Source organism: Anaerolineales bacterium (genome assembly GCA_019637755.1).
Lineage (GTDB): Bacteria > Chloroflexota > Anaerolineae > Anaerolineales > UBA11579 > JAMCZK01.
Genome location: JAHBVC010000002.1, coordinates 296,285 through 322,328, shown reverse-complemented (window position 1 = coordinate 322,328; position 26,044 = coordinate 296,285). Strand labels below are relative to the sequence as shown.

Genomic DNA, 26,044 nt, shown 5'->3' with positions numbered 1-26,044 from the left:
GGGTGATGACTTGGATCGATACGTTTTTTGAGCACAATCCTGAGCTGGCCGGCCGCGTGACCCAACGCAGTGCGCACGCTACGCACTTTGCGTTGGCCGGCGGCCTGCGCCGGGCGGTGGTCACCACCGCGCCGCAATACTTCCGCGGCCCGCACGGCTGGCAAAGCTATGACCTTAACCTGCGCCCCGATGCGGCGGCGCGCTGGGGCGCGGCGGGCTCGCCCGTGCGCCTGGCGCCGGATGGCAGCCTGAGCGTGGGCAGCTATGCGCAGCGCACCTACAGTGTGGGCGTGTGGGCGCAGGCAGGCTACACCGCGCTGGCGCAGTTGCCCGCCGTGGCACGCGCCGCCGGTACGCGCCTGCGCCGTGAGCAGGGCGTCTTCTGCCATGAGCTGCTGCTTACGGAAAACGGAGTAAAGGAAGAATTGCGCATCGCTGCCATGCCCGCGCTGGAGAGCCGCGCGGGCTATCTGGTGTATGCCACGCGGCGGCAGGGCACGCCGCAGGGCTTGCAGTTCACCCCTGGTCACGCGCTGGATGCTGCCGGGCGCGTGCTGGCCGTGCACCATTTTGAGGATGGCGAGCTGCACTACACCGGCCTGGCGCTGGAGGATTTGGCTGCGGCCAGTTTTCCGGTAGTGATCGATCCGCTGATCGCGTTTGGGGCACTGGGCGATGGCTTCGTGGCCGGGCAGCACAGTACCTACGATGGCGCTCGGCTCAACTCCAGCTTGTACGACTCCGGCGGAGCGGATCTCTTCGTCGGCCAGGCGTATGAAGCCAGCCTGCCGCGCTATCACGCCTATCGCGGCTTCGTGAAGTTCTCGCTGGCTTCGCTCAACCCGATGGCGCAGATCTACGCCGCCACCTTGGGGTTGGCCTGCGTGGTGGATGCCTCGACGCTGTCTGATTTCGATGTGCAGATCGTAGCGCAGGATTGGTCAGCGCAGGATCCGCTCAGCAATGGCAATCGCGAGGCGGCCTACGATGGCTGCCGGACTGGCAGCCTGGCAGCGCTGTGGCGCAATACCGCCGGCGTGGCGACCAACAGCCTGCTGAGCAGCGCGCCGCTGGATGTGAGCGGCCTGCTGCCCGGCGGCATGGCCTACTACAGCCTGCGCAGCAGCCGTGACGCTGGCGCCAACCCGCCGCCGGCTAACGGCGCCGAGTACGTGCGCCTGGCGGCGGCCGCCCACAGTAACCCCGCCTTGCGCCCGGCCTTGGTGGTGGATTATTTTGCCGTGCCGAGCGCAGTAATGCGCAGCGCCCAGCCCACGCCCCAGGTGCGTATTCAAGACACGCGGCTCAAGCTGCGCGCTCGCCGCCGCAAGACCTTGCTGCACACCGTGCGCTTACGTTAGGAGGGAAGAATGGAAAACAGTGTTTGGTTGATCGACAGCCCGGTCAGCATGATCGCCGGCGAGCAAATCGCTTACAGCGTCGATTGGCAGGGGGCTACCAGCGTCAGTGCGCCGGCCGCCGTGGTCTACCGCAATGGCGTCGATATCACCGCTGAGGCGATGGACGCCGGGGATGGCCATGTGGTCACCGGCAATGTGCTCACGTTAAAAAAGCTGCGCGCCCTCGCCACGGATGGCGGGGCGCGCTATGTGGTGCTGATCCATGCCTGGGTAGACGGCAACCAGGAGCGGCGCAAGCTGCTCGTGCAGATCGTCGCCCCCAGCGCTGAAAGTTAGCCAGTCAGCTGGGGGACGGCAGGCTACTGGCTAGCCCAGTTGGCGGTAGCGCAGGTAGGCAGTGCTCAGCGCCCAGGCAACCAGCCCGGCCATGCTGCCGAGCAGAATGTCGTCTCGCAACAGGCCGAGAGTCACGCCAACGCCGAGCCCAAACCAAACCGGGTTGACGCCGCGCGGGGTTGGCGCCATCGCCTACTTCTTGTTTGCAGAGCTGGCTGCGCCGATGCCGGCCCCCAGCGCGACACCTAAGGCGATGCCCAGCGCCAGGTTATCCAGCGCCACGCCAAAGGCCACACCGAGCGCCAAGCCCAAGCCGAGGCCTGCGCCGAGCGAGCGCCCGCCAGCATCCACCTGGCTTGGCTGGCTGCTGGCCTTGCTTTTGGCGAGCGATTTCTTGGAAGCTACTTTGGCGGGGGTCTTCTTTGCGGCTTTCTTCACCGTCTTTTTGCTGGCAGATTTCTTTGCGTTAGCCATTTTCTCGAATCTCCTTAGGGGGATTGTAGTGCATTTGAAAGGAGAGATTGTGAATATCGAACTCACCACTATGTTTGAGGCGATCAACGCCTTAGGGGTCATCGGCCTGCTGGCCTTTATGGTCGTGGCCTTCTATCGCGGCGATCTCATCGCCCGCAGCCTGCTCGACCGCATTCTGCGCCTGTACGAGCAGCAGATCGGCGAATTGAGCCAGCGCATCCTAGCCAAGCTGGAGGAGGTGATGCAAGACAAATAGCGCACACAGATTGGATGGGTTTCTGTTTATCTAACCAAAGGGGGATGAAATGGAACAAGCATTGTATTGGCTTACCGGCGCGCTGGGCGTGCCGTTGGTGAATTGGTTGAAGCAGCGCCTGGGCTGGCAAGGCCGCGCCGCCCTGTGGCTCACCACGGCGGTGGCTGCCGCTACCCTGGCCTATAAGCTGCTCAGCCAATAGCACCCTTGAAACGCGGGGCGGGCATGGCCCGCCCCGCGTTTTATGCAATAATCTCAGCATGCAGATACAGATTGTGGATGCCGCCAGCCTGGCCGCCGCGCCGCGCGCTGCCATGGCGCATATTCTAGTGGCGGCCTTTGCCGCCCACTGGCCCGATGCCTGGCCGACGCTGGCCGCGGCCCAGGCCGAGCTGGAGGAATTTGCCGATCCGGCGCGCGTGTGCCGCGTGGCGCTGGCCGCCGAAGAGGTGCTGGGCTGGGTTGGCGGCATCCGCCAATATGATGGCGAGGTGTGGGAGCTGCACCCGTTGGCGGTGGCCCCGGCCTACCAGCGCCAGGGGGTGGGGCGCGCGCTGGTGGCCGATCTTGAGCGCCAGGTGGTGGCACGCCGCGGCCGTATTGTGATGCTCGGCAGTGATGACGAAGACGGCATGACCTCGCTAGCCGGGCAAGACCTGTTTCCCGATCCGCTGAAGCATTTGGCCGCGCTGGCAGACCGCAAAGGGCACCCTTTCGGCTTCTACCGAAAGCTGGGCTATGCCGTGATCGGCGTGATCCCTGATGCCAACGGCCCCGGCAAGCCCGACATCCTGATGGCCAAGCGCGTGGCGGCATGACGCCCGCCGAGCTGCTCGCTGCCGCCGATAGCGCCCTGGCCGCGGCGGGCTACCGGCGCGGCGCAGCCCTGCCCGGCTTGGATGCCGGATATGTGGCCGCAGCGGCGCGCCTCGGCCTGGCTGTGTTGCCCGCCACGCCCCCGCCCACGGACTACCGCCAGGCGTTTGACGCCGGGCTGCAGCGCCTGTTGGCGGCGCGCCACAGCGATGCAGACGTGCGCTTGGCCTTGGCGGTCGATCTTTCCAACGCCGCGGCAGCGCCGGCAAATTCGTATCGCCCGGCGCTGAACAAATACCGCAGCTCAGTTGTCTTCGAAGATGTGGGTATTGGCCTGCTGCTGCTCGGCCATGCGCAACCGCCTGGCGTGTGGCTGCCCCCGGCCGAGGTGAGCCCCTTTTTACGCCAACTCAATCGCTGGCTGCTCGGCGCGCGTTAAGCCTTGGCTGGCAATTCGCCCAACTCGGTCATCATTTGCAAAAAGGCCGGGGTCATATGCGGGTCGAATAGAATGCCAGCATGCTCGCGCAGATACTGCGCGGCCTTCTCGGCGGACCAGGCCAGGCGGTAGGGCCGGTCACTGGTCAGTGCATCCCACACATCCACCAGGGCGAACAAGCGCGCCGCAGCGGGGATGCGCTTGCCTTTCAGGCGGCGCGGGTAGCCGCTGCCGTTCCAGCGTTCGTGGTGCGCATAGGGGATCGGCAAGGCGGAATGCAGGAAGACGATCGGTGCGAGCATATCGCGCGCGTACAACGGGTGGCGGCGCATGATGCGCCATTCGTTCTCGGTGAGCTTGCCGGGTTTGTTGAGAATTGCATCGGGCACGCCCATCTTGCCAATATCGTGCAGCAGGGCGCCGCGGCGTACGTCAGTAATGTCTGAATCACTGTAGCCCAACGTCTCGGCAAATTCCACGGCCAGGTGCGCCACGCGCTGGGTGTGGCCTTCGGTATCCTCGTCGCGTAGCTCCAGGGCGCGCGCCCAGCCCAGCAGTGTGCGCTCGTATTCCAGCTCGCGCTGGATGTGCGCCCCGAGGATATCGGCCACCGCCCGCAGCAGGTCCAGCTCGGCGCCGCCCCAGCGGCGCGGCCGGTCCAGGCTGGCCAGGCTGATGCCGCCCCACCACTGGGCGCCGACGAAGATTGGCGTCGCCAGCAGCGAGCCGCGCTTGGCCCCCGGCCCCAGCGGCAGGCGCTCGCGCACTGGCTGGCCGGCGGCCAGTTGCACTTGCCAGCGCTGCAAGCCGTGCTCCTCCAGGTTGAGCCGCTGTGGGCCGCGCGGGTGCTGGCGTGCCTCACTGGCTACCTATTCTTTGCGCAGCACCAGCACGCTCTGCGTACTGTCACGGCGCGGCACGTTTTCAAACAGGCGCACGCGCTGGGCATGCGCGGCGCGGCCCAGGCTCTTGAGAATATCGGGAATGGGCTCGATGTACTTATCGGCCTTGAGCGTATCTTCGGCGATGCCCGCGATCGTTTCCAGGATCGTCTCGCGATACTTCAAGCCAGCCTGGGCGCGCTTGCGCGCCTGTAGCTCGCTGGTCAGTTGGCTATTCAGATTGGTCAGTTGGCGCGTGCGCGTTTGTACTTTGCCTTCCAAGCGCGCGTTCAGATAATGCAGCGCTTTCTCGGCGGCCTCGCGCAGGCGAATTTCCTTCAAAAGCTCTTTGCGTGTCTCGCTGATGTAGCCGGCGCTGATCGCACAGAAGCACACGATCAGCGTGCTGAAGAGGACTTGCAACGGGGCTTCGCGCGGGCTGGAGCCGGCCAATAACAGCATGGCCAGGTTGAGCGGGATCGAGGCCATGGCGGCCAGCATGCCGCCGCCCAGGCCGGTTTGCCAGCCCACCACCATCACTGGGAACACCGCCGCGCTAGCGGCGATGTTGCCCAGGTATGGATAGCCGAGATGCACCAGCAGGGCGTAGGCCACAAACGCGAGGAGCAAAGTAATGAACTGAACCAGTGGGTTTTCGTGTTCTTCGCTCATCTCGGCCCCTTTTAGCTTATGCGCTGTTTAACCAGTCTAGCAGTTGTTTGGGCGTCCAGCTATTAACAACATTTTTGGGTGCTACCCAGCCACGCCGGGCGGTAGCCACTCCATAGAACAGAAAATCCATATGATCAGGGTGGTGGGCGTCTGTATTGATCGAAAGCTTGATGCCCATCTCCACCGCCCGGCGCGCCTGCACATCGTCCAGATCCAGGCGGGCCGGGTTAGCGTTGATCTCCAGCGCCGTGTCCGTTTCAGCGGCGGCTTTGAGCACCGCGTCCATATCCAGGTCTGCGCCTTCGCGATCGGGCAGCTTGCGGTTGGTGGGGTGGCCGATGATATCGACATGCGGGTGGTGGATGGCAGCCAGCATGCGTTCGGTGATCTGAGCGCGCGGCTGGCGCATGCTTTGGTGGATCGAGGCCACCACGATATCCAGCGAGGCCAGCACCTCATCGGGCAGGTCCAACGTGCCGTCGGCGCGCACTTCCACTTCCACGCCTTGCAGCAGGGTCAGTTGGTCACCCACTTGCTTGCGCACCTGCTCGATCTCTTTGCGTTGCTCCAGCACCTTCTCCGGCGTGAGCCCGTTGAGGATACCGATGGCGGCGGAGTGATCGGTGATCGCCAGCACTTTGTAGCCGCGGGCGATCGCCGCCGTGGCCATCTCAGCGATGCTGAGCTGGCCATCGCTCCAGGTGGTGTGGCTGTGTAGCTCGGCTTTAATATGCTTGACTTCGATCAAGGTGGGTAGCTTGTGCTCCAGCGCCAATTGGATCTCGCCGCGGTCTTCACGAATTTCGGGCGGCACCCAATCCATGCCCAGCAGTTGGTAGACCTCTTCTTCGCGGGCACACAGGATCTCGCTCCCGTCTTCTTTCAGGAAGGATTGATCCGACAGCGAGAGGCCCAGATCCAGCGCCATCTCGCGCAGGCGCACATTGTGCTCCTTGGAGCCGGTGGCGTATTGCAGCGCGGTGCCGAAGCGCGCCGGCTCGTGCACCCAGATCTGGCCGCGCATGCCGTTATGGAACTCCACGCCGGATTTGACCGTGCCGCTGCCGGTGACGCGTGCCACATTGGGCGCCTCGGTGAACGCTTTGATAACCTGCTGCGGATCGGTCGATGACACCAGAATATCAATATCGCCGATGCTGGCGCGCATGCGCCGCAGGCTGCCGGCCACCTCGGCGCGCTTCACGCCCTTCACCGTGCGCAGGCTCTCCAGCAGCTCCTGCGCAAAGGGCCACACCGTGCCCAGTGGCAGGCGCCCGCTGCGGCGGCCCAGCGCCTCGATGCCGGTGAGGATCTTGGCCTCAGACTTGGCGCCCATGCCGGGCAGGTCACGCAGCTTGCCATCCAGGGCGGCAGCTTTGAGCTCGTCGATGCTCTTGATGCCCAGCTCTTTGTAGAACATGGCAATCTTCTTGGGGCCTAGATCGGGGATGCGCAGCAGGCTGGCCAGCTCTTCGGGCACTTCTTTTTTGAGCTTCTCGAGGAAGCTCATCTGACCGCTGCTGAGCAGCTCGTCGATCTTTTCGGCGATCGCCTTGCCGACGCCGGGGATCTCCAGCAGGGCCTTTTGGCCGCCCTCTTGCCAGATCACGTTGACATCACGGCCGAGATTGGTCAGGTTTTCTGAGGCTTTGCGGTAGGCCAGGGTCTTGTAGACCACTTCCCCTTTGATCTCCAGCAGGTTAGCGATCAGCAAAAAGGTATCGGCCAGCTCTTTATTGGTCATTGGCGGATTATACGCGCGTGTTATAATTCTTGCGCTTCCGGCTGTATTTGGGTATAGCGTTCACGTCGAACGCTTTATTTATGTAAGGCAGGCGGCAGTCCACGATGGAAAGGTGGTGTTAGGTTTGCCCAAAGTTGTTCTCAGGCCCGGTGAGTCGCAAGGCTCCCTGCTCAAGCGCTTCCGCAAGAAAGTCGCTCGCAGCAAGGTGCTCAGCACGGTGCGCCGCAAGCGCTGGTTCATTTCAACCAATGAGCAGCGCCGCATGGAGAAGCAAAAAGCCATCCGCAAAGCGCAACGCCGGCTCTCGGGCTGGAAGCCCAAGCCCAGGCCCACTTCGTCTGGCGCTTCCAACTCCTAGTTTCATTAAAAGCGGCCCCGAAGGGCCGCTTTTCTTGTTAAGCAAAAGAGCGGGGCGTTGGCCCCGCTCTTTTGTATAAATCCACAACGAAGACTAGGGCATCACCCACTCATAAACCGTCTTGAGCAGCATACCCGCCGCACCGGCGGCCGCGGCCACCGCGGCACCACCCAGCAGGCCGGCCACAATGCCACCCAGGATGTCTACAAACAGGGAGCCGGCGCCACCAGCAAAGGCGCCTAAGGCCAGCGCGGCAATGTAAAATGCCGTCTTGTCCTTCATGCTGCTCAAGTGCAGCAGGCCTCCCAGGAAGGCCGCAGCCTGGGCAACGGTCGCCAGAATCTCAGGCAGCCCCATGCCCAGTGCCCCAGCCAGCCCCCAAATCAAGGCCAACGCGAGACCCACGATCCAAAGCCACTTACCGATGTTTCCAAGATCCATCTTTCTCTCCTTGAGAAATGATGCATTACGGCAATCGCCGCTCACCTTAAACAACCCTTGAGAATATGTGCAAGTTCTCATTGTGAAATAGAGAGCAGAGGCATTTGTTCTGCTTTTCACACAATTTGCGCAGTATGATTTAAGCCGCGTGGCCTTTGGGCTCAACGCAACAGGAGACCTATGTTTAAAAAGCTGGTGCTGGGTTTTTGTTTTACGCTTTTGCTGGCGGGCTGTGCCACGCCGGATGGGGGATACCCCGGATACTACCAAGGCAACCTGGAGGGGCAGGTGATCCGTTTGTGGCTGGGCGCGGATGGCAATGTGCGCCTGACGCAAGACCCTGGCGACGGCCAGCCGCCTCAGATCGATGAGGGCACCTGGCTGGGCAGCAACGATTCGCTGGATCTTACTTTTGATGGCCGCATCCTCACCTTTGGCCGCGAGGATGACGACTCGCTCTTTTTGGTGGATGACCTCAATCACATCGCCCCCGCCGGCCTGACCCTGCAACCGGTCAGCGCCCTGCTCGAAAATCGTTGGGTATGGCTGCAGACGGTGGCCAACGGCCAGACCACTGATCCCAGCACGGCAGGCGCCTTCATCCTCACATTCAATGAGGATGGCCTGGCGCTCATCGAAACGGATTGCAATGCGGGCCGGGGTGGCTTTGTGGTCGGCGCGCAGCAACGCGTGAGCCTGCCGGTGATCGCCACCACGCGCATGTTCTGCGAAGGCTCGAACGAAGGCGATTTCTACGCCCAGCTCGGCCTGGTGGAGAGCTACACGATTAGCGCGGACGGCGTGCTGGAATTGCACCTCGGCGGCGAGGGCGGCACGATGGACTTCTCGCCCGAAGCGTAGCTTCGATCGAGGCATAGCTTCATCTGAGACGCGCCCACGAGGTTACGATGCTAGAGTTGCGCCCTAATTGCGAATGTTGTGATGTGGATCTGCCGCCTGCGGCAGAAGCCTACATCTGCTCCTTCGAGTGCACCTTCTGCGCGGCCTGCGCCGCCGACCGGCTGGGCTTTGTGTGCCCCAATTGTGGCGGAGACCTCGTGCGCCGGCCCGTGCGGCCGGCGCACGAGCTGGCCCAGCATCCCGCGTCTACGCAGCGGGTGTACAAGCCTGCGGGCTGCGCGCCGGAAGCAAACTAAGTTTCTTTTCTAGTTATTCACACCCATCCTCTGGAGTGACTGTGGGCAATACCCTGTTGTATCTCATCCCTGTGTTCATTTGGGGTTCTACCTGGCTGGCGATCAAGTTTCAATTGGGGGCGGTGGCCCCAGAGCTTTCAGTGGCCTATCGCTTTCTGCTGAGCGCGTTGATCTTGTTTGTTTATAGCAAATGGCGCGGGCTGACCTTGCGCTTCAACCGCCGCCAGCACGCCTTCATGGCGCTGCAAGGCCTGCTGTTGTTCTCGCTCAACTATGTGATGGTGTACTTCTCTGAGCTGTACGTCACCAGTGGCCTGGTAGCGGTGCTGTTTTCTGCGCTGATCGTTCTCAACGTGCTGTTTGGCGCGCTGTTCCTGCGCACGGCCGTCAGTGCCCGCATTTTGCTGGGCGCCTTTGTCGGCGTGATCGGCGTAGCGCTCATCTTCTGGCCGGAGGTGGCCGGGCTACAGATGCAAGGCACGCGATGGATCGGCATCACCCTCGGCATGCTGGCGGCGCTCTCGGCTTCGCTGGGCAACATCGTCTCGGCGCGCAACCAGCGCGCCCAACTGCCGGTGATGCAAACCAACGCCTATGGCATGCTGTACGGCGCGCTGCTCACGCTACTGTTTGCCCTCGCACGCGGCACGCAATTCACCTTTGACCCCTCGCTGAGCTATGTCGGCTCGCTGCTCTATCTGGCGCTGTTCGGCTCGGTGATTGCCTTCGGCAGCTACCTTACCCTGCTGGGGCGCATCGGCGCAGACCGCGCCGCCTATGTGAATGTGATGGTGCCGATGATCGCCCTGGCGCTCTCGGTGATCTTTGAAGGCTTGCAGTTGGGCTGGTTTGAGTTTGCGGGCATTGCGCTGGTGCTCTTAGGCAATGTGATCGTGGTTAGTAGGCGCCAGCGTACAGCCAACGCCTAGCAGGCACTTTTTATATTTGGCTTTGGCTAAAACCCTCACCCCACGCAGCTTCGCTGCGTGGGGTGAGGGTGCTAACCGGCCTGGTATTTACCGCTTCCCTCGCGGTAGCCAGCGCGGCACGGAGGCTTTGTATTGCCGATACCCGTCCCCAAAGCGCTGTTCCAATCCAGGCTCTTCAGAATACACAAAGTAAATGTGGTTGAGGGCGACAAAAACCGCGCTGAAGATGCCCAAAGCGATAGAGCTAAAGTAGACCGCTTGGCCAAATAGCATCGCGGCCACACCAGTGATCATCGGATTACGCACATAGCGGTAGGGGCCCACCGCCACCAACGCCGTAGTAGGGTCCCATGGCGCCAGCGTGCCGCGGCCCACGCACACGAACAAGCTTACGCACCAAGTAAAAACACTCAGTCCCGCGGCGAACAGCAGCACCCCTGCCGCCTGTTGCCACGGCCCCGGCTGGCCCGTGCCAAATTGGCTTATCAGATAAGCGGGGATGGCTACCGTGACCACAAAAGGCAACAGCAGCACGGCCAAGGCGTGACGCAGCATCTAACCCTCCTCCAGCTCCTGGCCCAGGGCCACCGGGGGCGCGGCTTGCAGCAGGCTGCGTAACGGCCGCCGCACGGCGGCGGGGGCACGCGCCAGCAGGGGCGCGGCCAGCTTGCCGCTCACGATGAGCAGCACCGCGATCATTAGCACCCAGGGGATGGCGTTGAAGGCCACCAGCGCCACTTGTGGGAAGCTGCGCTGCAGTAGGGTGGCCAGCGCTTTGGTGGCGCCAAACAACAGCGCGCCGATGGCGCCGCGCAGCGGTGACCAGCCGCCAAAGATGACGATTGCCAGCGCAATCCAGCCCATGCCACGCGTGTGCCCTTCGGCCCAACCAATTTTGATATCCAGCGAATACGCCGCTCCGGCAATGCCCACCAGCGCACCGCCCAGGATGGCGTAGAGAGTGCGCAACTTGCGCACATCCACACCGCGGCTGAAAGCCGCCTCGGGGCGCTCGCCGGCGCTGCGCAGTTCCAACCCGGCACGCGTGCGGAACAAGAACCACCAGGTAGCCGCTACCAGCAGCAGGGCAAAGTACACCACTGCATCCTGGCGGAAGACGATGGGGCCGAGCACGGGAATGTCTTTGAGCACGGGGATGTGCCAGACCGGTACGCTCGGCCCGGGCAGGCGCGTGTAGCTCTGGCCTAGGAAGGCGCTCAGGCTGTCGCCCAGCATGGCCAGCACGAAGCCGATCGCTACTTGGTTCTGGCGCAGCTTTAGGCTGCCGAAAGCCACGATGGCAGCGAAGACTGCGCCCACCGCCGCGGCAGCCAGAAATCCGAGCCACAAGCTGCTCGTGACCAGCGCGGCCACAAAGCCCGCCAGCGCCGAGAGCAGCAGGCTGCCATCCATCGAAAGATTGATCACGCCGGCGCGCTCGCTGATGGTTTCGCCGCACACGGCAATGATCAGCGGCGCCGATTGCAACAGGATGGACGCCAGAATGGCGATGAGTTGAGTGCTATCCATGCTGCGCCCTCCGGCGTTTTTGTAGCGCATTGCGCACGCGTTCGTAGTTGCCAAACAGCAGCACCAAGAGTACGAGGATGCCGGTCAGAATATCACCCAGGGCTGAGTGCAACTGCGTACGCAGTTGCAGGGTGATACTGCCATTGAGCACGGCCGAGAAGAAGAAGGCCACTAGCGGGGTCAGCACCAGGCGGAAGCCAGCCAGCAGCACCACCATCAGCGCCAGGTAACCAATGCCGCCAGAGATGCTCTGGCGTAAGCTGTCAAACCAGCTTAGTACACGCACCCCGCCACCCAGGCCAGCCAGCGCGCCGCACAGCGCCATGGCCAGCAGCAGCTCGCGCTGGCTGGATACGCCCAGCAAGAACGCTGAGCGCGCATTCTTGCCCAGCGCCTTAAGGCGCAGCCCCCAGTGGCTGTTGGTCAGCAGCAGTGCCACCCCGGCGAAGGCCAACACCGCCAACGCCAGCGAGAGCAGGCTGAGGCGTGAGTTGTCAAACAAAGGTAGCAGCGCATGCGCGCCGAAAGTTTGCGTACCGCGGAAGCTGCCGCCCTCGGGCGGCTGCCACGGGCCGGCAATCAAGTAATTCGTGAACAGGATCGCCAGATTGTTGAGCGCCAGCCCGCCAAAGATCTCGTGCACGCCGCCACGCGTCTTTAGTACGCCTGCCAGCAGTGCCCACAGGCCGCCGCCCGCCATAGCGGCCAGCAGCTCCAGCGGAATTTGCAGGCCGGCCGGCAACTCCACGCGCAAGGCCACCCATGAGGCGGCAATCGCCCCCATGATTATCTGGCCCTCGATGCCAATGTTCCATAAACCGGCTTTGAAGGTGAGCAGCAGGCCGCTGGCGGCCAGCAGCAGCGGCACCAGGAAGGCCAGCACGCTATACAAGCGGGCGCTGCTGCCAAAGGCGCCCTGCCACATGGCGGCGTAGGCATCGACTGGGTTGGTACCCATGCCCATCAGGAGCAGGGTAGTGATGAGCAGGGCGGCCAGCCCGGGCAGCAGCGGCCAAATACGTTGGATGAAGGGCCGCTTGCTGCTCACACTGCACCGCCGATCAGGTGGCCGAGTTCGTCTGCGTTGGTTTCGGCGGCGGCCACGCTGCGTAGCAACTGCCCGCCAGAGAAAACGGCGATCTGGTCGCTGCGCGCCGCTACTTCGTCGAGATCCGCCGAGATGAATACGATGGCGGTGCCATTGGCACGGCGTTGGTCCAGTTGCTCCCAGATCCAATCCGTCGAGCGAATATCCAGGCCACGGGTGGGATGTTCCATCAGTATCAATTTCAAATCCTTGGGCAGCATGGCGAACAAGAAGCGTTGTTGGTTGCCGCCTGATAATGTCTCAATAGCAGATTCCGGTTGGCCTACCACCTGATAGGTGGCAATGTGCTCGGCGGCCAGTTGGCGGTTCTGTGGCCAATCGACCAGCAGCCCGTGCGCATGGCTGACCAGCGCCATGTGCTCGGTCAGGGTCAGGCCCGCAATCAAGCCTTCTTCCAGGCGGCCGGCGGCCAGATAACCCACGCCGCGCTGGCGGGCCAGCGGGTAATTCCATTCAGGCTGGCGCTCACCACTGAGCCACAGGCTGCCCGCCGCCAGCGGTAGCAGCCCGGCGCAGGCGCGCAGCAGCAGCTCCTGCCCGCTGCCCTCCAGCCCGGCGAGGCCGAGCACTTGGCCAGCCTGCACTTGCAGGCTAGCCGGGGCTAGTTGTAGGCGCGGTGTGTGCACGCTGGCGGACCGCAGCTCCAACGCCTTTTGCGTGTGTGTAGTCTGGCGGCGTTCTGGACGCGGCGGCAATTGCTCGAACATCAGCGTCACCAGCTCCGCCGTGGGGCAGGGCAGGTTGCGCCCGCCAACATAGCGCCCTTTGCGCAGCACGTAGGCATGGTCGCACAGCTCTTGCACCTCATCCAGCTTGTGCGAGACCAGGATGAGGGTCTTGCCTTCCTCGCGCGCCAGGGTGCGCATGGAGGCGAAGAGCAGGTCTTTTTGCTCGGCGCTGATGCCAGTGGTGGGCTCATCTAGAATCAGCACTTGAGCGCCGCCTGCCAGCAGGCGCAGCAGCTCCAACTGCTGGCGCTCACCCATACTCAGCGTTTCGATGCGCTCGTGCGGGTCTACTTCAAAGCTATAGCGCTGCGCCAGTTGCACCAGCGCCGTGGCAGCCTGCCGCGGCGTCTGGCCATCCGGCGCGCGGCCGAGCAGAAAATTTTCGAGCACGGTGAAGACGGGCACATCCAGCGGCTCTTGATACAGCATGCCCACCCCGGCGGCCAGCGCCTGGCGCGGCGAGGTGAAATGCTGCACTACGCCCCCCAACAGGATCTCGCCGCTGTCCGGCTGCTGATAGCCAGACAAGATCTTCATCAAGGTGCTTTTACCCGCGCCGTTCTCGCCCAGCAGCCCATATATGCGCCCAGGCTCAAACAGCAGCGTAATGTCATCATTGGCTACTAGGGTGCTAGCACCTTCGGTGCTAGCACCCTGAGCACCAAATTGCTTGCGAATTGTGTTGAGATGTACCTGCATGATGTGTGTGCTAGTAGACCAGAAAAACTGCCGGTGGGCGTATATACGCCCACCGGCAGTTTGATTACTGGCTCGGGCCGTTCATCCCTTCGATGAGTTGCGGCAGGTACCAGACCTGCTCATCGCTACCCACTTCACCGGCTGCGATGTAGGCAGAGCCGTCTTGCAGGTTGATGGGGCCAGTCCACACGGCTACTTCACCGCTGGCTAGCTTGCTGATGTAATCCGCCAGATCGGCGGCGGCCTCTTCGCTCAGGCCGGGGCCGTTGAGCCAACCCACAGCGCTGCTGTCCAAGTCGCTCAGGTCAGCCCAGTTCGGGCCGCTCCACACCCAGCTCTGCGTCCAGCTGCCATCTACAACCGCAGTGGCCAGGGCCAGATAGTCGGGTCCCCAGTTGAAGAAGGGCACACCCAGGCAGATGTCAGGGGCGTTGTCGCAGGCGGCCAGGTAGTCATACGGCACAGCCCATACCGCGTCACCCGCGGCGGCACGCTGGCCAGCCACGTTGATGGCCTCGGTGGTGTCAATGCCGCTGAGCACCACATCCACACCCGTGTCGATGAAGTTGGTAGTGACTTCGGTGGGGTCGCTGGTGACGCCGGGAATGTTGAACCAGAAGCCGATCCAGCTCACCGTGAACTCCAGATCATCGGCATCCAGGCCGCGGTAGGTTTCGTAGCAGTGCTGGGCACCCAGATAAGCCGAGGCAGTGAGGCGCAGCGTTTCGTGGTTGATGAGCGGGCCCACATAGCCAAGCTGGCCGGTTTGCGTGGTGAGGGCGGCGGCACAGCCGGCGATGGCCTTCATTTCTTCCATGCGGCCCATGATGTTGCTCAGGTTGGCCGGGCCTTCGCCGGTGAGCGCATCATCACCGGAGACGTTGACGAAGGTGACCTCAGGATACTTGGCGGCCACCGTGGTGGTGTCCTCCTCGAATTCATCGGAGGTGGTGATGATCAGGGTTGCGCCTTGTGCCACCATCTCATCCACCACGCCTTCCAGCGTGGCTTCGGGCTTGTCCGCTGGGTTGAGCGACTCGAACACGATCATCTCGGCGCCGGGCAGGTTTTCCACCACATACTGGCCGCCCTCGTAATGCGCCTGGCTCCAGCCGTGGTCGTTTTGCGGGCCAACCAAAATCACGCCAAAGGTGAAGTTTTCTCCGCTGGGGGTGCTAGCGCCACAGGCGGCCAGCACTAAGGCGGTGAGGGCAAGCAACAACAGTACCTTCTTATGCATCTTCTCTTCCTCCAAATAAAGTTGGTCAGAAAACAAAAAAGCTGAGAGCGGTGAGCGTGTTTGCGGTCACCTCCTCAGCTTTGCTGCTTTATGGGGAAAAACAAACGTCCCATCAAGATGATGGGACGTGATTTCGGCTGTGGCTTACACTCCTCCCCGAGTAGCGATTTCGTCTCGGAGTGGGGAGAGAAACCGCGCATGCGTCCTCAGGGATTGGGCGTATACATGGCGGGTAGAGAGAGTAAGGCCACAATATACAGGTACTTTTTCACAGAGTCAAGCGTTTTGCCCAAATTGGTACCAAAGTGGGTCTAGAATGGGCGCATGACGCAAAGATCTGTGCTTGTCCTCGGCTGTGGCGTGTCTGGGCTGAGCAGCGGCATCCTGCTGTTGCAGGCAGGCTGGGCTGTCACCATCTGGGCGCGTGAGCTGCCGCCGTACACCACCTCTAACCAGGCCGCCGCGCTGTGGTTCCCGTATCTGGCACAGCCCATCGAGCGGGTGGCGCCGTGGGCCAGCCGCACGCTGGCCTACTTCAAGCAGCACCTGCTGCCGGACGCGGCCAGCGGTTGCCGCCCGACCCTGGTGCAAGACCTGTACGCCCACCCGGTCGAGACGCCGTGGTGGGCGGGCGCGGTGGCAGGCTACCGCCGGCTGGCCGCCGCCGAGCTGCCGGCTGGGTATGCAGACGGCTTCGAGACCGAGTCGATCGTCATCGATACCAGCGTGTACATGGATTATCTGGTGCCGTGGTTCGTGCGCCTGGGCGGCCAGATCGTGCAGCGCGAGGTGAGCAGCATCGAGGAAGCCGCCGCCGAGAGCACGCATATTGTAAATTGCACTGGCCTGGGCTCGCGAAACCTGTTTGGCGACGAGAGCGTGCGCCCGGTGCGCGGCCAGGTGGTGAAGGTGCGCCCGAATGGGGTCGTGCACAGTATCCTGGACGACGAGGGGCCGAATGGGTTGGGCTACATCATCCCGCGCAGCGCTGATGTGGTGCTGGGCGGCACGGCACAGACCGATGATTGGGATACCCGCGTGCGCGCTGCAGACCAGGCCGAGATTCTGCGCAAGGCCGCCAACCTGCACCCGGCCTTCGCTGATGTGCAAATTGTCTCCGCCGGTGTGGGCTTGCGCCCGGTGCGCCACGAGGTGCGCTTGGAGGCGGAGCGCATCGGCGAGGCGATCGTTGTGCACAACTACGGCCACGGCGGGGCAGGCTTTACGCTCAGTTGGGGGTGCGCGGAAGAAGTAGTGCAAAGGATGAGGGAGGAAGGATGAAGGATGAAAAAGCAAAGATGAGAGCAAGAAGGCAAAGGATGAGGGCGGAAGAATGAATACAGATCAAAACTCTCAGGATTTAAAGAAACGAACAAGAGCCTTTGCTATTCAGATTATCAGGATGTATTCAAGTTTGCCCAAGACGACCGAAGCACAGGTACTTGGCAAACAGTTGCTTAGAGCTGGCACCTCTGTAGGAGCACAGTATGCGGAGGCCCAACGCGCAAAATCGAACAAGGATTTTGTAACAAAAATTGAAGGTTCACTTCAAGAACTGGAAGAAGTTTTGTATTGGCTTGATCTGCTAATCGAGATTAATCCAAGCAGCTCAGAAACACTTGCGGCTGTCCAAAAAGAAACAAATGAGCTGTTGGCCATCTTCGTTACCATCGTAAAGCGAGTTAAGTCTCGCTAGCTTAAACCAGAGACGGAAGGAGTACTCCTTCCGTCTCTGGTTAGTGCGAGGACGCAAGGATTTTCATCCTTCCGCCTTTATCCTTCATCCTTTTGAAATCGGCCCTGCGCCCTTGATGGCCGCGCTGGCGCTTCCTTCAAAGCGTTTGAAGTTCTTGTGGAACTCCGCCGCCAGCTTGGCCGCCTGCGTATCGTAGGCAGCTTTGTCGGCCCAGGTCTCGCGCGGGTTCAGCACCTCGCTGGGCACGTCTGGTGCGCTGGTGGGGATGGCCAGGCCGAAGATGGGGTCAGTCTGGGTACCGATACCATCCAGGCGGCCCTCCACCGCGGCGCGCACCATGGCACGCGTGTAGCCAATCTTCATGCGGCTGCCCACGCCGTAGGGGCCGCCAGTCCAGCCGGTGTTGACCAGCCAGGCCTGCGTGTTGTGCTCGGCCATCTTCTTGGCCAGCATCTCGGCGTAGACCGTGGGGTCCCACACCATAAACACCTCACCGAAGCAGGCCGAGAAGGTGGCCTGTGGCTCGGTGACGCCGCGCTCGGTGCCAGCCAGCTTGGCGGTGTAGCCGGAGAGGAAGTAGTACATGGCCTGCTCGGGCGTCAGCTTCGAGATCGGCGGCAGCACGCCCCACGCATCGGCGCTCAGGAACACGATGTGGTTGGGGTGGCCGGCCATGCCGTCTGGGTCTGTATTGGAGTTGAAGTTGAGGGGGTATGCGGAGCGAGTGTTCTCGGTAATTTCGTCGCTATCCAGATTGAGCGTGCGGTCCGGATTCAGCACCACGTTTTCGAGCACGGTGCCATAGCGGTGCGAGGCGGCCCAGATATCCGGCTCGGCTTCCTGTGAGAGCTTGATCACCTTGGCGTAGCAGCCGCCTTCGATATTGAAGACCCCGTTTTCGCTCCAGCCGTGCTCATCGTCACCGATCAGGGCGCGGTTCGGGTCAGCCGAGAGGGTGGTCTTGCCGGTGCCCGAGAGGCCAAAGAACAGCGCCGTGCGCCGGTCACTGCCCACGTTGGCCGAGCAGTGCATCGAGAGCACACCCTGCTTGGGCAGCAGGTAGTTGAGCGAAGAGAAGATAGATTTCTTGAGCTCGCCAGCGTAGCGCGTGCCGCCGATCAGCACCATTTTCTTGGCCAGGTTGAGCACAATGAAGGTGCCTGAGCGCACGCCATCCGTTTTGGGATTGGCCTGCATCTCAGGCGCGTGCAACACGGTGAACTCAGCGTCGAAGCTGCTCATGTCTGCTTTATGGCGGAACATGTTCTTGACGAAGAGCATGTGCCAGGCCGAGGTGGAGACGAAGCGCACCGGCATTTCGTAAGCCGGGTCGGCGCAGGCGTAGACCTCACGCACGTACAGCTTGGGCTGCTTGTTGAGGTAGGCCACCATCTTCTGGTGTAGACGGTCGAAGACCTTCTCGTCTACTTCTACATTGACGTTGCCCCAGTGCACATCGTTCTCGCTGTAGCTCTCGCGCACCACGAAGCGATCCTTGGGCGAGCGCCCGGTGTGCGGGGTGGTCACCGCGTTCAGCGGGCCATCGGCCGTGAGCATCACTTCGCCATTGCGTACGGCGTGCTCGTAGCTTTCGGCTGTGTTTAGGTTGTAGAAGGCTTTCTTGAGGTTTAATGCCGCAGCCTTGGCAGGCTTACGGGCGGCTGTCTTTTTGACAGTCTTGGATTTCTTCACTGGAGTGGTCTTGGTCTTGCTGGTTGATTTGCGTAGCAACTTCTTTTTAGCCGGCATTCAAGCTCCTCTAGCTTTGGTTGTAAAAAGGCCTAAAAATTGTATCAGCAATCCATAGGGGGTTAAAATCGCTGCCGCGAGGGCACGATGAAACGTCAGATGAATAATGGCAAGAAAAATGAGCTGGTCAACACCGAGGAACTGGAACGCAGTCTGCGCGCCGCCCTGGAGCGCCGCCAAAGCACCGCCCTCAAAGCGGCGCTGCACGGCCAGCACCCCGCCAATATTGGCGATGTGCTCGAGCGCCTCAACGTAGCCCAACGCCGCCGCGTCTTCAACGCGCTGGAGCTGCCACGCCAGGCGGATGTGCTCGCCGAGCTGGCCCCCAACCTGGTGCGCGATGTGGCCGGCCCGCTGAAGGTGGGCCAGATCGCCGCCATCGTGGATGCCATGCCCATGGACGAGGCCGCCTACATCATCCCCATGTTCCCGCGCCGCCGCAGCGCCATCCTCGAAGCTCTGGAGCCCAAGCACGCCCTCGATATCCAGCGCCTGCTGCAATACCCTGTGCACAGCGCCGGGCGCATGATGACGGAAAAATTCGTGCGCGTGCATAAAGAGTGGCGCGCCGCCGATACGCTGGTGCGCTTGCGCCGCATGAACGCCGATGTGGAGACGCTCAATAATCTCTATGTAGTGGATGACGAGGAGCGCCTGGAAGGCGTGGTCTCGCTGCGTGAGGTGGTAGTGGCGCCGGCGCGCAAGAAGCTGGGCGCGCTGATGAATACGCAGTTGGTCAGCGTCACTCCAGAGACCGACCGTGAAGATGTGGCGCGCCTGCTCTCACACTACGATTACCTGGCCATGCCCGTGCTTGACCCCGGCGGGCGTATGCTCGGCATCATTCCCGTAGACGATGTCATCGATGTGCTCGCCGCCGAAAGTACTGAGGATATTTTGCGCTTCGGTGGTGTGGAAAGTGGCCCGGTAGACCAGCCCTATTTCACCATCCCGCTCAAGACGGCCATCTCGCGCCGCATCGGCTGGCTGCTGCTGCTGTTCGTGGCCGAGACGCTCACTGGTATGGTGCTGCGCCATTTTGAGAGCGAGCTGGCCGCCGTGGTGGCGCTTTCGTTCTTCATCCCGCTGCTGATCGGTACCGGCGGCAACACCGGCGCCCAAACCGTCTCCACGCTCATCCGTGGCCTGGCGCTGGGCGAAGTGACCCTGCGTGACAGTTGGAAAGTCATCGGCCGCGAGCTGCTCAGCGGCCTGCTAATTGGCCTGCTGCTGGGCAGCGTGTCGTACATGCGTGCCAAGTTCTGGGGCTCCAGCGATGCGCTGGCGCTCACCGTCTCGCTCTCGGTGCTGGTGATCTGCACCTGGGCCAACACCATCGGCTCGCTGATCCCGCTGCTGGCGCAGCGCTTCAAGATCGACCCCGCCGCAGTGAGCGCACCGCTCATCACTACGCTAGTGGATGCGACCGGGTTGGCGATTTATCTGTATATTGCCAAGGCGGTTATGGGGTTGTAGGCAACAAAGCAGCTATCTAGTTGGGAGGCACTAGGCCATACCAAGTCATGTGGGGGGCTCCATCAGAAGTGCTTTTGAGTTCTCCATTAAAGAAAAAGCGGCTTGCGTGATGGAAGCCTGCGCTGTTAACAATTACAAAATAGTGGTAGGGCTCTGCAAAATATCGGTAATTTCCAGTTTCATCTGGCCCGAGGGATATCTGGTCTATGTTGGATGCATGAACAATGCCGTTCTCAGTGAACACCCATTGAGCTTCCATAACCTCAGTTCGTTCATTCGGGCGTTGTAACTTGATCTTAATTGGATAAGCATTGTTGACAGCATCAATTAACTCCTTGGAGCTTCCTTTTAGCTGCCGTCCATTTTCATCATGCTCGTAAAGTAACTTCCAAGAGGGGAGAGCTTCAGATATGCTTTCGATACTCTTTGCTATTTGAAACTTGGAGAGGCGAGTAGTAGAGAATATGATGGCTATCAGTAATACAATGAACAAAATGACTGCTGCAAAATAGTAGCCCTGTTCAATCAGCGTATTTAGTATCAGTGAAAACCCACCGATGACTGCTGCGAGTAACGTGTAGTAACCAGTCAGTTTGACAGTTTGGTGATTCTTCTCTTCAGTTTTCATGGATCCCCATAGCATTCCTTAGCGCGCCCAGCAGGAGTCGAACCCACAACCCACTGATCCGAAGTCAGTTGCTCTATCCATTGAGCTATGGGCGCATACGGGTAAATTATACAGTTTTAGGCCTTAAAAACGGATTTTTGCGCTTGCTGCTGCAAATCTGCTGCAGTTAATGGAGCTACTAACTCATCCAAACGCTCTGCAGATGCATTTTCAAGGCCGGGTATCAAGTGACCGTAGATATCCAGCGTGATACTTGGTTTAGAGTGTCCCAGCTGCCGAGCAATGCGGATTAGCTCCATCCCACTCATGAGCATTAGCGAAGCTGCGGTATGCCGCAGGTCATGAAACCTAACATCAGGAACTCTAGCCATCTTTAAGGCTTTCTTGAACTGAGCGTAGAGGATGCGTGGCTCTTTTGGCGTTCCCGTTGAGGAAGGGAACAGCAGGTCTTCTGTGTTCTCGCCATTTAGGAATTCGGCACCTTGCCGCTCTTTGTGCTGCATCAACGCTCGCAAAGTCAGGCTTCCCAACTGGACTGTGCGAATACCATTGCGGCTCTTAGGCTCAGTAAAGATAAGCCCTTGATAGGGAATTCGCTGCAGTTGCCTGCGAACACGAACAGTAGCACTTGCCCAATCCACATCAGCCCAGCGAAGCCCAAGTAACTCGCCTTGCCGCATTCCGGTAGTAACTGCCATCTGAAGCAATGTTCCTAAGCTGCTGCCTTCTGTGAGCGCAAGCAGGGCTTTTACTTGAACATCTGACAGGAACTTCATTTCCGGTTGCATGAAAGTTGGTTTGTCTACTCGCTTTGTGGGACTGTAAGAGATTAGCCCCTGACGCTCGGCAAACCCTAACGATGAGCGCAAAACCCCATGAATTAGCTGAACGGTGCGAGCACCCAGACCATCTCTAAGTTTCTCGGCGTACAGGTCTTGAATTGCTGCTGGCTTGATATCTACTAGCTTCGTCTTTCCAAACTTGGGCATGAGGTGATAGCTGCCTATCCCTCGATATTGCAGCCATGTTTTTGGCCTGACCCTCGGCTTTGTAAGCAGCAACCATCTTTCAAAGAATTCATGAAAGGTTAGGTCTACCCCTTTCGAGGTCAGGCCTCGGTCTTTTTGATTAGCCATTTCACGCAGCCAATCTACGCACTCCCGTTTCGAAGGAAAAGACTTGCTAAACCTTCTGCCCTCGATTGAGAATTGTGCTTGCCAGCGACCATTGGGCTTTTGATAGATAGCCCCTTCTTGATTGTTTCTTCTTTTTGCCATTCCTTGACTCCTTTACCAGAGTTAGGAAAGGCAGTTTGGCCGGATTGTTAAAGTGCAGGTGGTCTGAGTCATTGTAAACCTACCTACACCATCGCTGTTCGCTTAGCTTCAATGTATCGCTTTAGGTCTTCCAGCTTGACCCGTACAGCCCCTTGCATCTTGACTGTGGGTAGCTCACCCTTTTTCATAAGCTGATATGCGAACGCCCGACTGACATTGAGGATTTGTGCAACCTGCGTAGCTTTCAATAATTGGAATGGGGGATAGGCTTCAAGATTCATGGTTGCCCCCAGATAGCAAGCTATCAAAGCGTTTGCCTCGCTTGCGCCGTCCAGTTTTGAGCAGACGATCTACTGCATCCTCGCCGTAAACATCAGCTAAGACTGACAGGCTGGGAGCAACCTGCTTGTAAAGCCAATCAGAAATTCTAGACATCTCACTTGTGCGTGCATCTGTAACTGTGCAATTGGCTCTAGCTTCACCCTGAATAAATTCCTGCCAATAATCTGCATGCACATCTACAAAATCCCGCAGGTGCGCCATTGCTTTTGCTGCCCAATCATCAGGCGCATGAACCAGCACATCTCTGGCAATAGTGTCAGCCCGCTTGCTACGAGTTTCAATTTCAAGGCGAACTGGACCATGCAGGTTGTACACGCGCAGATAGCGCGAAGACTGCCGGCTACCCATTCTGAAAATGGAGTGGCCTATCTGCCCGTCTTCTCTTGGCTTGTATGGTGTGCTTTCGAAGCTAAGAGTTTCCCGCCTTGCGTAAGTCCGCAGCATATTGCTTTCGCCAGCTTGCTCTAAATCTTCGGGCGTGAACGGCACGCCATCCCAAGCTAAGTCAAGGCGAGTGAACTGGAAGCGTTCGACATGCTCCAGCGCAAGCATAAAGTCCTGCAGCAGCTTTGGGTGCAAAGCCTCGCAAGCTGACCCAGGTAGCTCAAAATGGAAGTGTTGTTCAGAATCGTCAGTAGCCAGTCTAGGAGCGCAGTAGAGCTTGCTTTCTGCTAGTGCCTTATAGATTGACTGGTACAGCCTGCCACCATAGCCCTGTGGCTGCATGTGGCCTAAGCTCTTTTGAAACCAAACTTCCCAGAGTTTTAGCGCAAAATCTGTTGTTCCCCAAATAGTTACAGCAAACCAATGTATCCTGAATTCCATATTTACTCCGTGACCAATTTACGCCCCCCTAACAGTATTGGGGGGCTGCCGATGAAATTGGCAAGAAGTAGTGCACTTCCGCTCCGCTTCCGGTGCTCCTCACGTGCGCTCCGGTTCGGTGCTCAGCATCAGCTACTTACTTGCTTGCTGTGGTCTGTGGGAAACAGGTGTGCCAAAAAGCAGGCAAACTGCCTCAGAGAACATCAGCTATTCAATTCACTTGGTCACATGAAATTCAGGGCGTCCGCCGACCAAAATAGCTGCCCTGGGGCTGCAATAGCCACTCGGCGCTGGCTGCGCCTCTCGATAGACCTTTAGGGGGAACTCTGTACGATTAGTCCTTTACGTACTCTGGTTGAAGAAGCCAGAACCAGCCCCACAAAAAAGATACTGTAGCTTTCGGGAAGTGTCAATCTGATTAGTGTCTATTGTGTCTACTCTTTCGCCTTTCTTCCCTTTCGCAGCCTACGGCAGCACCCCAGCTTGTCAAGGGCAGGGTTGTTAGTTTGGCTGGTCATGCGCTCCCCTTGACAAGCCGAGGCCCCCGCTGCCGTCTCCCGGCTGCGGGAAGAAAGGCTATTAATCAGGTTCGTGTCTGCTCGAGTCAACTATGATAGAACCACCGGAATATGGTTGGCGTGGTCTGACGGGCGAAGGGAGAAACTGGGAACTACTACTAGGTGGCATGAGATGTTCGGGATTTTCGGCTTCTATTTCATAGAACTTTCTAAGTGAATCTTTCTCAGAAAAGAATTCATTCTTAAAATCTGAGATCATCTTTTCCCATAAAGCATTTAGCTTAACTTCAAGCTGCACCGTATCATCTTCAGCCTGTTCGTATTCTTCCCGAAAATTACTCATTTCCGCACCTGTGTTTGCGGCTTTTTGGGTTTCTCCCAAGTTATTCTTCATATATAGTCTGGCCTTTTCGGATTTGGGTATCAGATATCCTTCAGGCGAAGATATGCGCGCTAGCATTACATCGTGAACGAGAATGTTCCTAAGCACTTTTATGTTTCTTACATGGTTTAGATATCCGTTGAACTGCTCGCTGAATTTGTCACCAAAATATTCTTTCCTTAATTCTTCACATTCTCGAAGGCGCTTTCTTTTTTTACACTTTACTTTTGTCTCCTCATTCCTTGCCTTTAGCATAAGTAGATGGAATTGAGCGACTGTGTTATCTGCCAAATCACATGCCGATACTAGATGTGAGTAAGTGTTTTCGATTGAAGAAATCATCCTTGTTTGCAAGTGAACTCTGGCAAATACAAGATGCAGAAACATTGTGTAATGACTCCACCCAACCAGCCGTAGTGTTTCTATCTCTTTTAACTTGCTGCTGTTGCGATCACTGTTTAGGGGTTGCGTAGAAGCCATTTGGGCATAAGGACCTACAAAGAATTTCCAGAAAATCTCGCAATTTGGGAAATTAGGTGCGAGAAGATGGCCATACGCCCTTTCATACTTGTCACCATCTCTTCGAAAAGTCAGGTTTTCTAGTGATTCTCGAAGAACACTTAAGCGGATTTTCATATCACTCCTTTGAGGATGCCAAGCAAGGAAATGCTGTTGCCAAACTGCCTTTCCCACCACCTGCTGCTGCAAATCTGCTGCAGTTAATCTGAAAAATTATTGAAATCTTAGACTCTATTTACTAGCTTTCCCCGAATTTACCCGTAAATTTGGCCCAAGAACACGTAATAGACAGGGTTTACAACGTCTATTGCAGTCCGAAGTCAGTTGCTCTATCCATTGAGCTATGGGCGCAGTAGACCTCTATTATACAGGTGTGGCGCTGATACCTACGACAGTACCCAGCTATGGCCAGCACACCGTAGTTGCCTGCCAGTATTGACATTGTTGCTAAAACAACCTATAATCTATTTAACAAATCCGCCAAGCCTCTGTCTTAGACATGCTCAAATGGGCGGATTTCTCTTTTTGGGGATGAAGTACAAAAAAGAACCACTTTCAATTGTAGAACAGGTAGCCTTGCTTACGGACAGAGGCCTATCGTGTCAACCAGAACGCTTAGCTACCTTCCTAAGGCAAGTTAACTACTATAGGCTAACTGGCTATCTGTACGCGTACCGCAAATCAGATATAGATGACAACTTTATTGATGGTACCACCTTCAGTATGGTAGAAGACCGCTATTACTTTGATAGAGAATTAAGGTTACTTATCTTTGATGCACTTGAGAGAATTGAGATTTCTGTTTTTCGCTCACATCTTGTTGAGTTCTTTTCTAGTAAATATGGTGCCTTTGGATTCTTAGAACGAAATTCATTTCGGCAAGATGAAATAGAGAATTTTCACGAAGATTTCCTGAAGTTTTCTGAAGTGACAAAAGAAAGAAGTTCATCTGATTTCGTTAAGGCTTACCGGAGTAAGTACACCAGTGAATCGCACCTGCCGTGCTGGATGCTCTTTGAAGAAATGACATTCGGGGCTCTCAGTAAATTCTATGCAAATTTGCATCAAGTCGATCGTGAAGTTCTTTCTCGGCATTATGGGCTAACCCGAAAGGTGTTTGGATCTTGGCTTCATATGCTTGCAGTTGTAAGAAACATTTGTGCTCATCATGGGCGTCTATGGAATCGTCATTTCCCGATTGGTTTTCAGATTCCAAAAGAGAAAAATCTTTCAGATTTTCACAAGCCCGTCAAAATTACTACCGCGAGCAACCGGGTGTTTCCTTCTTTGGTAGTTATCCAGTATTTGTTGAATGTCATTGATGTGGATAACACTTGGGGCTCGCAGTTAAAAGCGCTTGTAAGCCATTATCCTGAATTGCCAATGGAACAGATTGGTTTTCCTGAGAACTGGATGGAAGTGCCATTTTGGCGCTAGCATACTTGATTGGTTAGAGAGACGCC

31 protein-coding genes and 1 tRNA gene are annotated in these 26,044 nt (G+C 58.6%); 14 read left to right on the top strand and 18 right to left on the bottom strand.

All coding sequences use genetic code 11. The annotated features are described in order from the left end of the window. The first annotated feature begins 5 nt into the window (after positions 1-5). Together KF821_09475 and KF821_09470 are read left to right on the top strand one after the other, a co-directional pair. Entirely contained in the window at positions 6-1,361 is a 1,356-nt protein-coding gene (locus tag KF821_09475) for a hypothetical protein (protein MBX3006038.1), read from the top strand. 9 nt (positions 1,362-1,370) lie between these two features. Continuing rightward, the gene (locus tag KF821_09470; GenBank protein ID MBX3006037.1) at positions 1,371-1,697 is read left to right on the top strand and encodes a hypothetical protein; all 327 of its coding nucleotides are present in this window, start codon (positions 1,371-1,373) and stop codon (positions 1,695-1,697) included. Positions 1,698-1,727: 30 nt separating this feature from the next. On the opposite strand, the gene KF821_09465 is transcribed toward KF821_09470, so the two are convergent. Then, a complete protein-coding gene (locus tag KF821_09465; protein MBX3006036.1) occupies positions 1,728-1,886 on the bottom strand; it encodes a hypothetical protein in 159 nt (52 codons plus the stop codon). Between the two features lie 3 nt (positions 1,887-1,889). Then, positions 1,890-2,171 (bottom strand): hypothetical protein, encoded by a 282-nt coding sequence (locus tag KF821_09460; protein MBX3006035.1) that lies wholly within the window; start codon positions 2,169-2,171, stop codon positions 1,890-1,892. A gap of 49 nt (positions 2,172-2,220) precedes the next feature. Between KF821_09460 and KF821_09455 the strand changes: the two genes are divergently transcribed. Genes KF821_09455 through KF821_09440 form a run of 4 tightly spaced genes read left to right on the top strand, consistent with a single transcriptional unit; the run spans position 2,221 to position 3,682 of the window. Next, on the top strand, positions 2,221-2,427 hold the full coding sequence (locus KF821_09455) for a hypothetical protein (protein ID MBX3006034.1): 207 nt from the start codon (positions 2,221-2,223) through the stop codon (positions 2,425-2,427). Positions 2,428-2,476: 49 nt separating this feature from the next. Next, positions 2,477-2,629, top strand: a complete 153-nt coding sequence (locus KF821_09450; protein MBX3006033.1) for a hypothetical protein — start codon at positions 2,477-2,479, stop codon at positions 2,627-2,629. Positions 2,630-2,687: 58 nt separating this feature from the next. Further along, positions 2,688-3,245, top strand: a complete 558-nt coding sequence (locus tag KF821_09445; protein MBX3006032.1) for a GNAT family N-acetyltransferase — start codon at positions 2,688-2,690, stop codon at positions 3,243-3,245. After that, entirely contained in the window at positions 3,242-3,682 is a 441-nt protein-coding gene (locus KF821_09440) for a hypothetical protein (GenBank protein MBX3006031.1), read from the top strand. Before KF821_09445 ends, KF821_09440 begins: the two co-directional genes overlap by 4 nt. Here KF821_09440 and KF821_09435 read toward each other — a convergent pair. The 3 genes from KF821_09435 to polX all read right to left on the bottom strand — a co-directional run bounded on the left by KF821_09435 (position 3,679) and on the right by polX (position 6,979). After that, positions 3,679-4,488 carry an HD domain-containing protein gene (locus tag KF821_09435; GenBank protein MBX3006030.1) on the bottom strand — a complete coding sequence of 270 codons (810 nt, stop codon included), beginning with the start codon at positions 4,486-4,488 and terminating at the stop codon, positions 3,679-3,681. The two genes, KF821_09440 and KF821_09435, sit on opposite strands and share 4 nt — an antisense overlap. Before the next feature lie 63 nt (positions 4,489-4,551). After that, complete coding sequence (locus KF821_09430; GenBank protein ID MBX3006029.1) at positions 4,552-5,235, bottom strand: hypothetical protein; 684 nt, start codon at positions 5,233-5,235, stop codon at positions 4,552-4,554. A gap of 16 nt (positions 5,236-5,251) precedes the next feature. Continuing rightward, entirely contained in the window at positions 5,252-6,979 is a 1,728-nt protein-coding gene (polX, locus tag KF821_09425) for a DNA polymerase/3'-5' exonuclease PolX (protein MBX3006028.1), read from the bottom strand. A gap of 124 nt (positions 6,980-7,103) precedes the next feature. Here polX and rpsU point away from each other — a divergent pair, with 124 nt between their 5' ends. Continuing rightward, positions 7,104-7,337 (top strand): 30S ribosomal protein S21, encoded by a 234-nt coding sequence (gene rpsU / locus KF821_09420; GenBank protein ID MBX3006027.1) that lies wholly within the window; start codon positions 7,104-7,106, stop codon positions 7,335-7,337. A 93-nt stretch (positions 7,338-7,430) separates the two neighbouring features. Here the strand turns inward: rpsU and KF821_09415 are convergent, their stop codons facing one another. Then, entirely contained in the window at positions 7,431-7,778 is a 348-nt protein-coding gene (locus KF821_09415) for a hypothetical protein (protein MBX3006026.1), read from the bottom strand. 180 nt (positions 7,779-7,958) lie between these two features. Here KF821_09415 and KF821_09410 point away from each other — a divergent pair, with 180 nt between their 5' ends. The 3 genes from KF821_09410 to KF821_09400 are packed head-to-tail and all read left to right on the top strand — an operon-like array spanning position 7,959 to position 9,864. Next, positions 7,959-8,639 carry an META domain-containing protein gene (locus tag KF821_09410; GenBank protein MBX3006025.1) on the top strand — a complete coding sequence of 227 codons (681 nt, stop codon included), beginning with the start codon at positions 7,959-7,961 and terminating at the stop codon, positions 8,637-8,639. A gap of 47 nt (positions 8,640-8,686) precedes the next feature. Further along, positions 8,687-8,935: a DUF1272 domain-containing protein gene (locus KF821_09405; GenBank protein ID MBX3006024.1), complete on the top strand. Its 249-nt coding sequence runs from the start codon at positions 8,687-8,689 to the stop codon at positions 8,933-8,935. A 41-nt stretch (positions 8,936-8,976) separates the two neighbouring features. Continuing rightward, a complete protein-coding gene (locus KF821_09400) occupies positions 8,977-9,864 on the top strand; it encodes an EamA family transporter (protein MBX3006023.1) in 888 nt (295 codons plus the stop codon). A gap of 87 nt (positions 9,865-9,951) precedes the next feature. On the opposite strand, the gene KF821_09395 is transcribed toward KF821_09400, so the two are convergent. The 5 genes from KF821_09395 to KF821_09375 form a co-directional block, all read right to left on the bottom strand. Beyond that, the gene (locus KF821_09395; GenBank protein ID MBX3006022.1) at positions 9,952-10,419 is read right to left on the bottom strand and encodes an isoprenylcysteine carboxylmethyltransferase family protein; all 468 of its coding nucleotides are present in this window, start codon (positions 10,417-10,419) and stop codon (positions 9,952-9,954) included. Further along, positions 10,420-11,394, bottom strand: a complete 975-nt coding sequence (locus KF821_09390) for an ABC transporter permease (GenBank protein ID MBX3006021.1) — start codon at positions 11,392-11,394, stop codon at positions 10,420-10,422. After that, positions 11,387-12,442, bottom strand: coding sequence for an ABC transporter permease (locus KF821_09385; protein ID MBX3006020.1), 1,056 nt, complete (start codon positions 12,440-12,442; stop codon positions 11,387-11,389). Before KF821_09385 ends, KF821_09390 begins: the two co-directional genes overlap by 8 nt. Continuing rightward, entirely contained in the window at positions 12,439-13,929 is a 1,491-nt protein-coding gene (locus KF821_09380; GenBank protein MBX3006019.1) for an ATP-binding cassette domain-containing protein, read from the bottom strand. The genes KF821_09385 and KF821_09380 overlap by 4 nt, the downstream gene beginning before the upstream one ends. A gap of 64 nt (positions 13,930-13,993) precedes the next feature. Then, positions 13,994-15,169, bottom strand: coding sequence for a BMP family ABC transporter substrate-binding protein (locus KF821_09375; GenBank protein MBX3006018.1), 1,176 nt, complete (start codon positions 15,167-15,169; stop codon positions 13,994-13,996). Between the two features lie 324 nt (positions 15,170-15,493). On the opposite strand from KF821_09375, the gene KF821_09370 reads away from it, so the two are divergent. Both KF821_09370 and KF821_09365 read left to right on the top strand, forming a co-directional pair. Then, positions 15,494-16,450, top strand: coding sequence for an FAD-binding oxidoreductase (locus KF821_09370; protein MBX3006017.1), 957 nt, complete (start codon positions 15,494-15,496; stop codon positions 16,448-16,450). Positions 16,451-16,502: 52 nt separating this feature from the next. Further along, positions 16,503-16,865, top strand: coding sequence for a four helix bundle protein (locus tag KF821_09365; GenBank protein MBX3006016.1), 363 nt, complete (start codon positions 16,503-16,505; stop codon positions 16,863-16,865). Between the two features lie 84 nt (positions 16,866-16,949). Here KF821_09365 and pckA read toward each other — a convergent pair whose 3' ends face one another. Further along, positions 16,950-18,614 (bottom strand): phosphoenolpyruvate carboxykinase (ATP), encoded by a 1,665-nt coding sequence (gene pckA, locus KF821_09360; protein MBX3006015.1) that lies wholly within the window; start codon positions 18,612-18,614, stop codon positions 16,950-16,952. An 87-nt stretch (positions 18,615-18,701) separates the two neighbouring features. On the opposite strand from pckA, the gene mgtE reads away from it, so the two are divergent. After that, the gene (gene mgtE, locus KF821_09355) at positions 18,702-20,090 is read left to right on the top strand and encodes a magnesium transporter (protein ID MBX3006014.1); all 1,389 of its coding nucleotides are present in this window, start codon (positions 18,702-18,704) and stop codon (positions 20,088-20,090) included. A 16-nt stretch (positions 20,091-20,106) separates the two neighbouring features. Here the strand turns inward: mgtE and KF821_09350 are convergent, their stop codons facing one another. The 6 genes from KF821_09350 to KF821_09325 all read right to left on the bottom strand — a co-directional run bounded on the left by KF821_09350 (position 20,107) and on the right by KF821_09325 (position 24,698). Then, on the bottom strand, positions 20,107-20,718 hold the full coding sequence (locus KF821_09350; protein MBX3006013.1) for a hypothetical protein: 612 nt from the start codon (positions 20,716-20,718) through the stop codon (positions 20,107-20,109). A 22-nt stretch (positions 20,719-20,740) separates the two neighbouring features. Beyond that, positions 20,741-20,813 (bottom strand) — tRNA-Arg (locus tag KF821_09345). A 21-nt stretch (positions 20,814-20,834) separates the two neighbouring features. After that, positions 20,835-21,995, bottom strand: coding sequence for a site-specific integrase (locus KF821_09340; protein MBX3006012.1), 1,161 nt, complete (start codon positions 21,993-21,995; stop codon positions 20,835-20,837). Between the two features lie 83 nt (positions 21,996-22,078). Next, positions 22,079-22,276 carry a helix-turn-helix domain-containing protein gene (locus tag KF821_09335; protein ID MBX3006011.1) on the bottom strand — a complete coding sequence of 66 codons (198 nt, stop codon included), beginning with the start codon at positions 22,274-22,276 and terminating at the stop codon, positions 22,079-22,081. Beyond that, positions 22,266-23,162, bottom strand: coding sequence for a replication initiation factor domain-containing protein (locus tag KF821_09330; protein MBX3006010.1), 897 nt, complete (start codon positions 23,160-23,162; stop codon positions 22,266-22,268). The genes KF821_09335 and KF821_09330 overlap by 11 nt, the downstream gene beginning before the upstream one ends. A gap of 579 nt (positions 23,163-23,741) precedes the next feature. Further along, a complete protein-coding gene (locus KF821_09325) occupies positions 23,742-24,698 on the bottom strand; it encodes a hypothetical protein (GenBank protein MBX3006009.1) in 957 nt (318 codons plus the stop codon). 390 nt (positions 24,699-25,088) lie between these two features. Here KF821_09325 and KF821_09320 point away from each other — a divergent pair, with 390 nt between their 5' ends. Then, positions 25,089-26,018 carry an Abi family protein gene (locus KF821_09320; GenBank protein MBX3006008.1) on the top strand — a complete coding sequence of 310 codons (930 nt, stop codon included), beginning with the start codon at positions 25,089-25,091 and terminating at the stop codon, positions 26,016-26,018. The last annotated feature ends 26 nt before the right edge of the window (positions 26,019-26,044 follow it).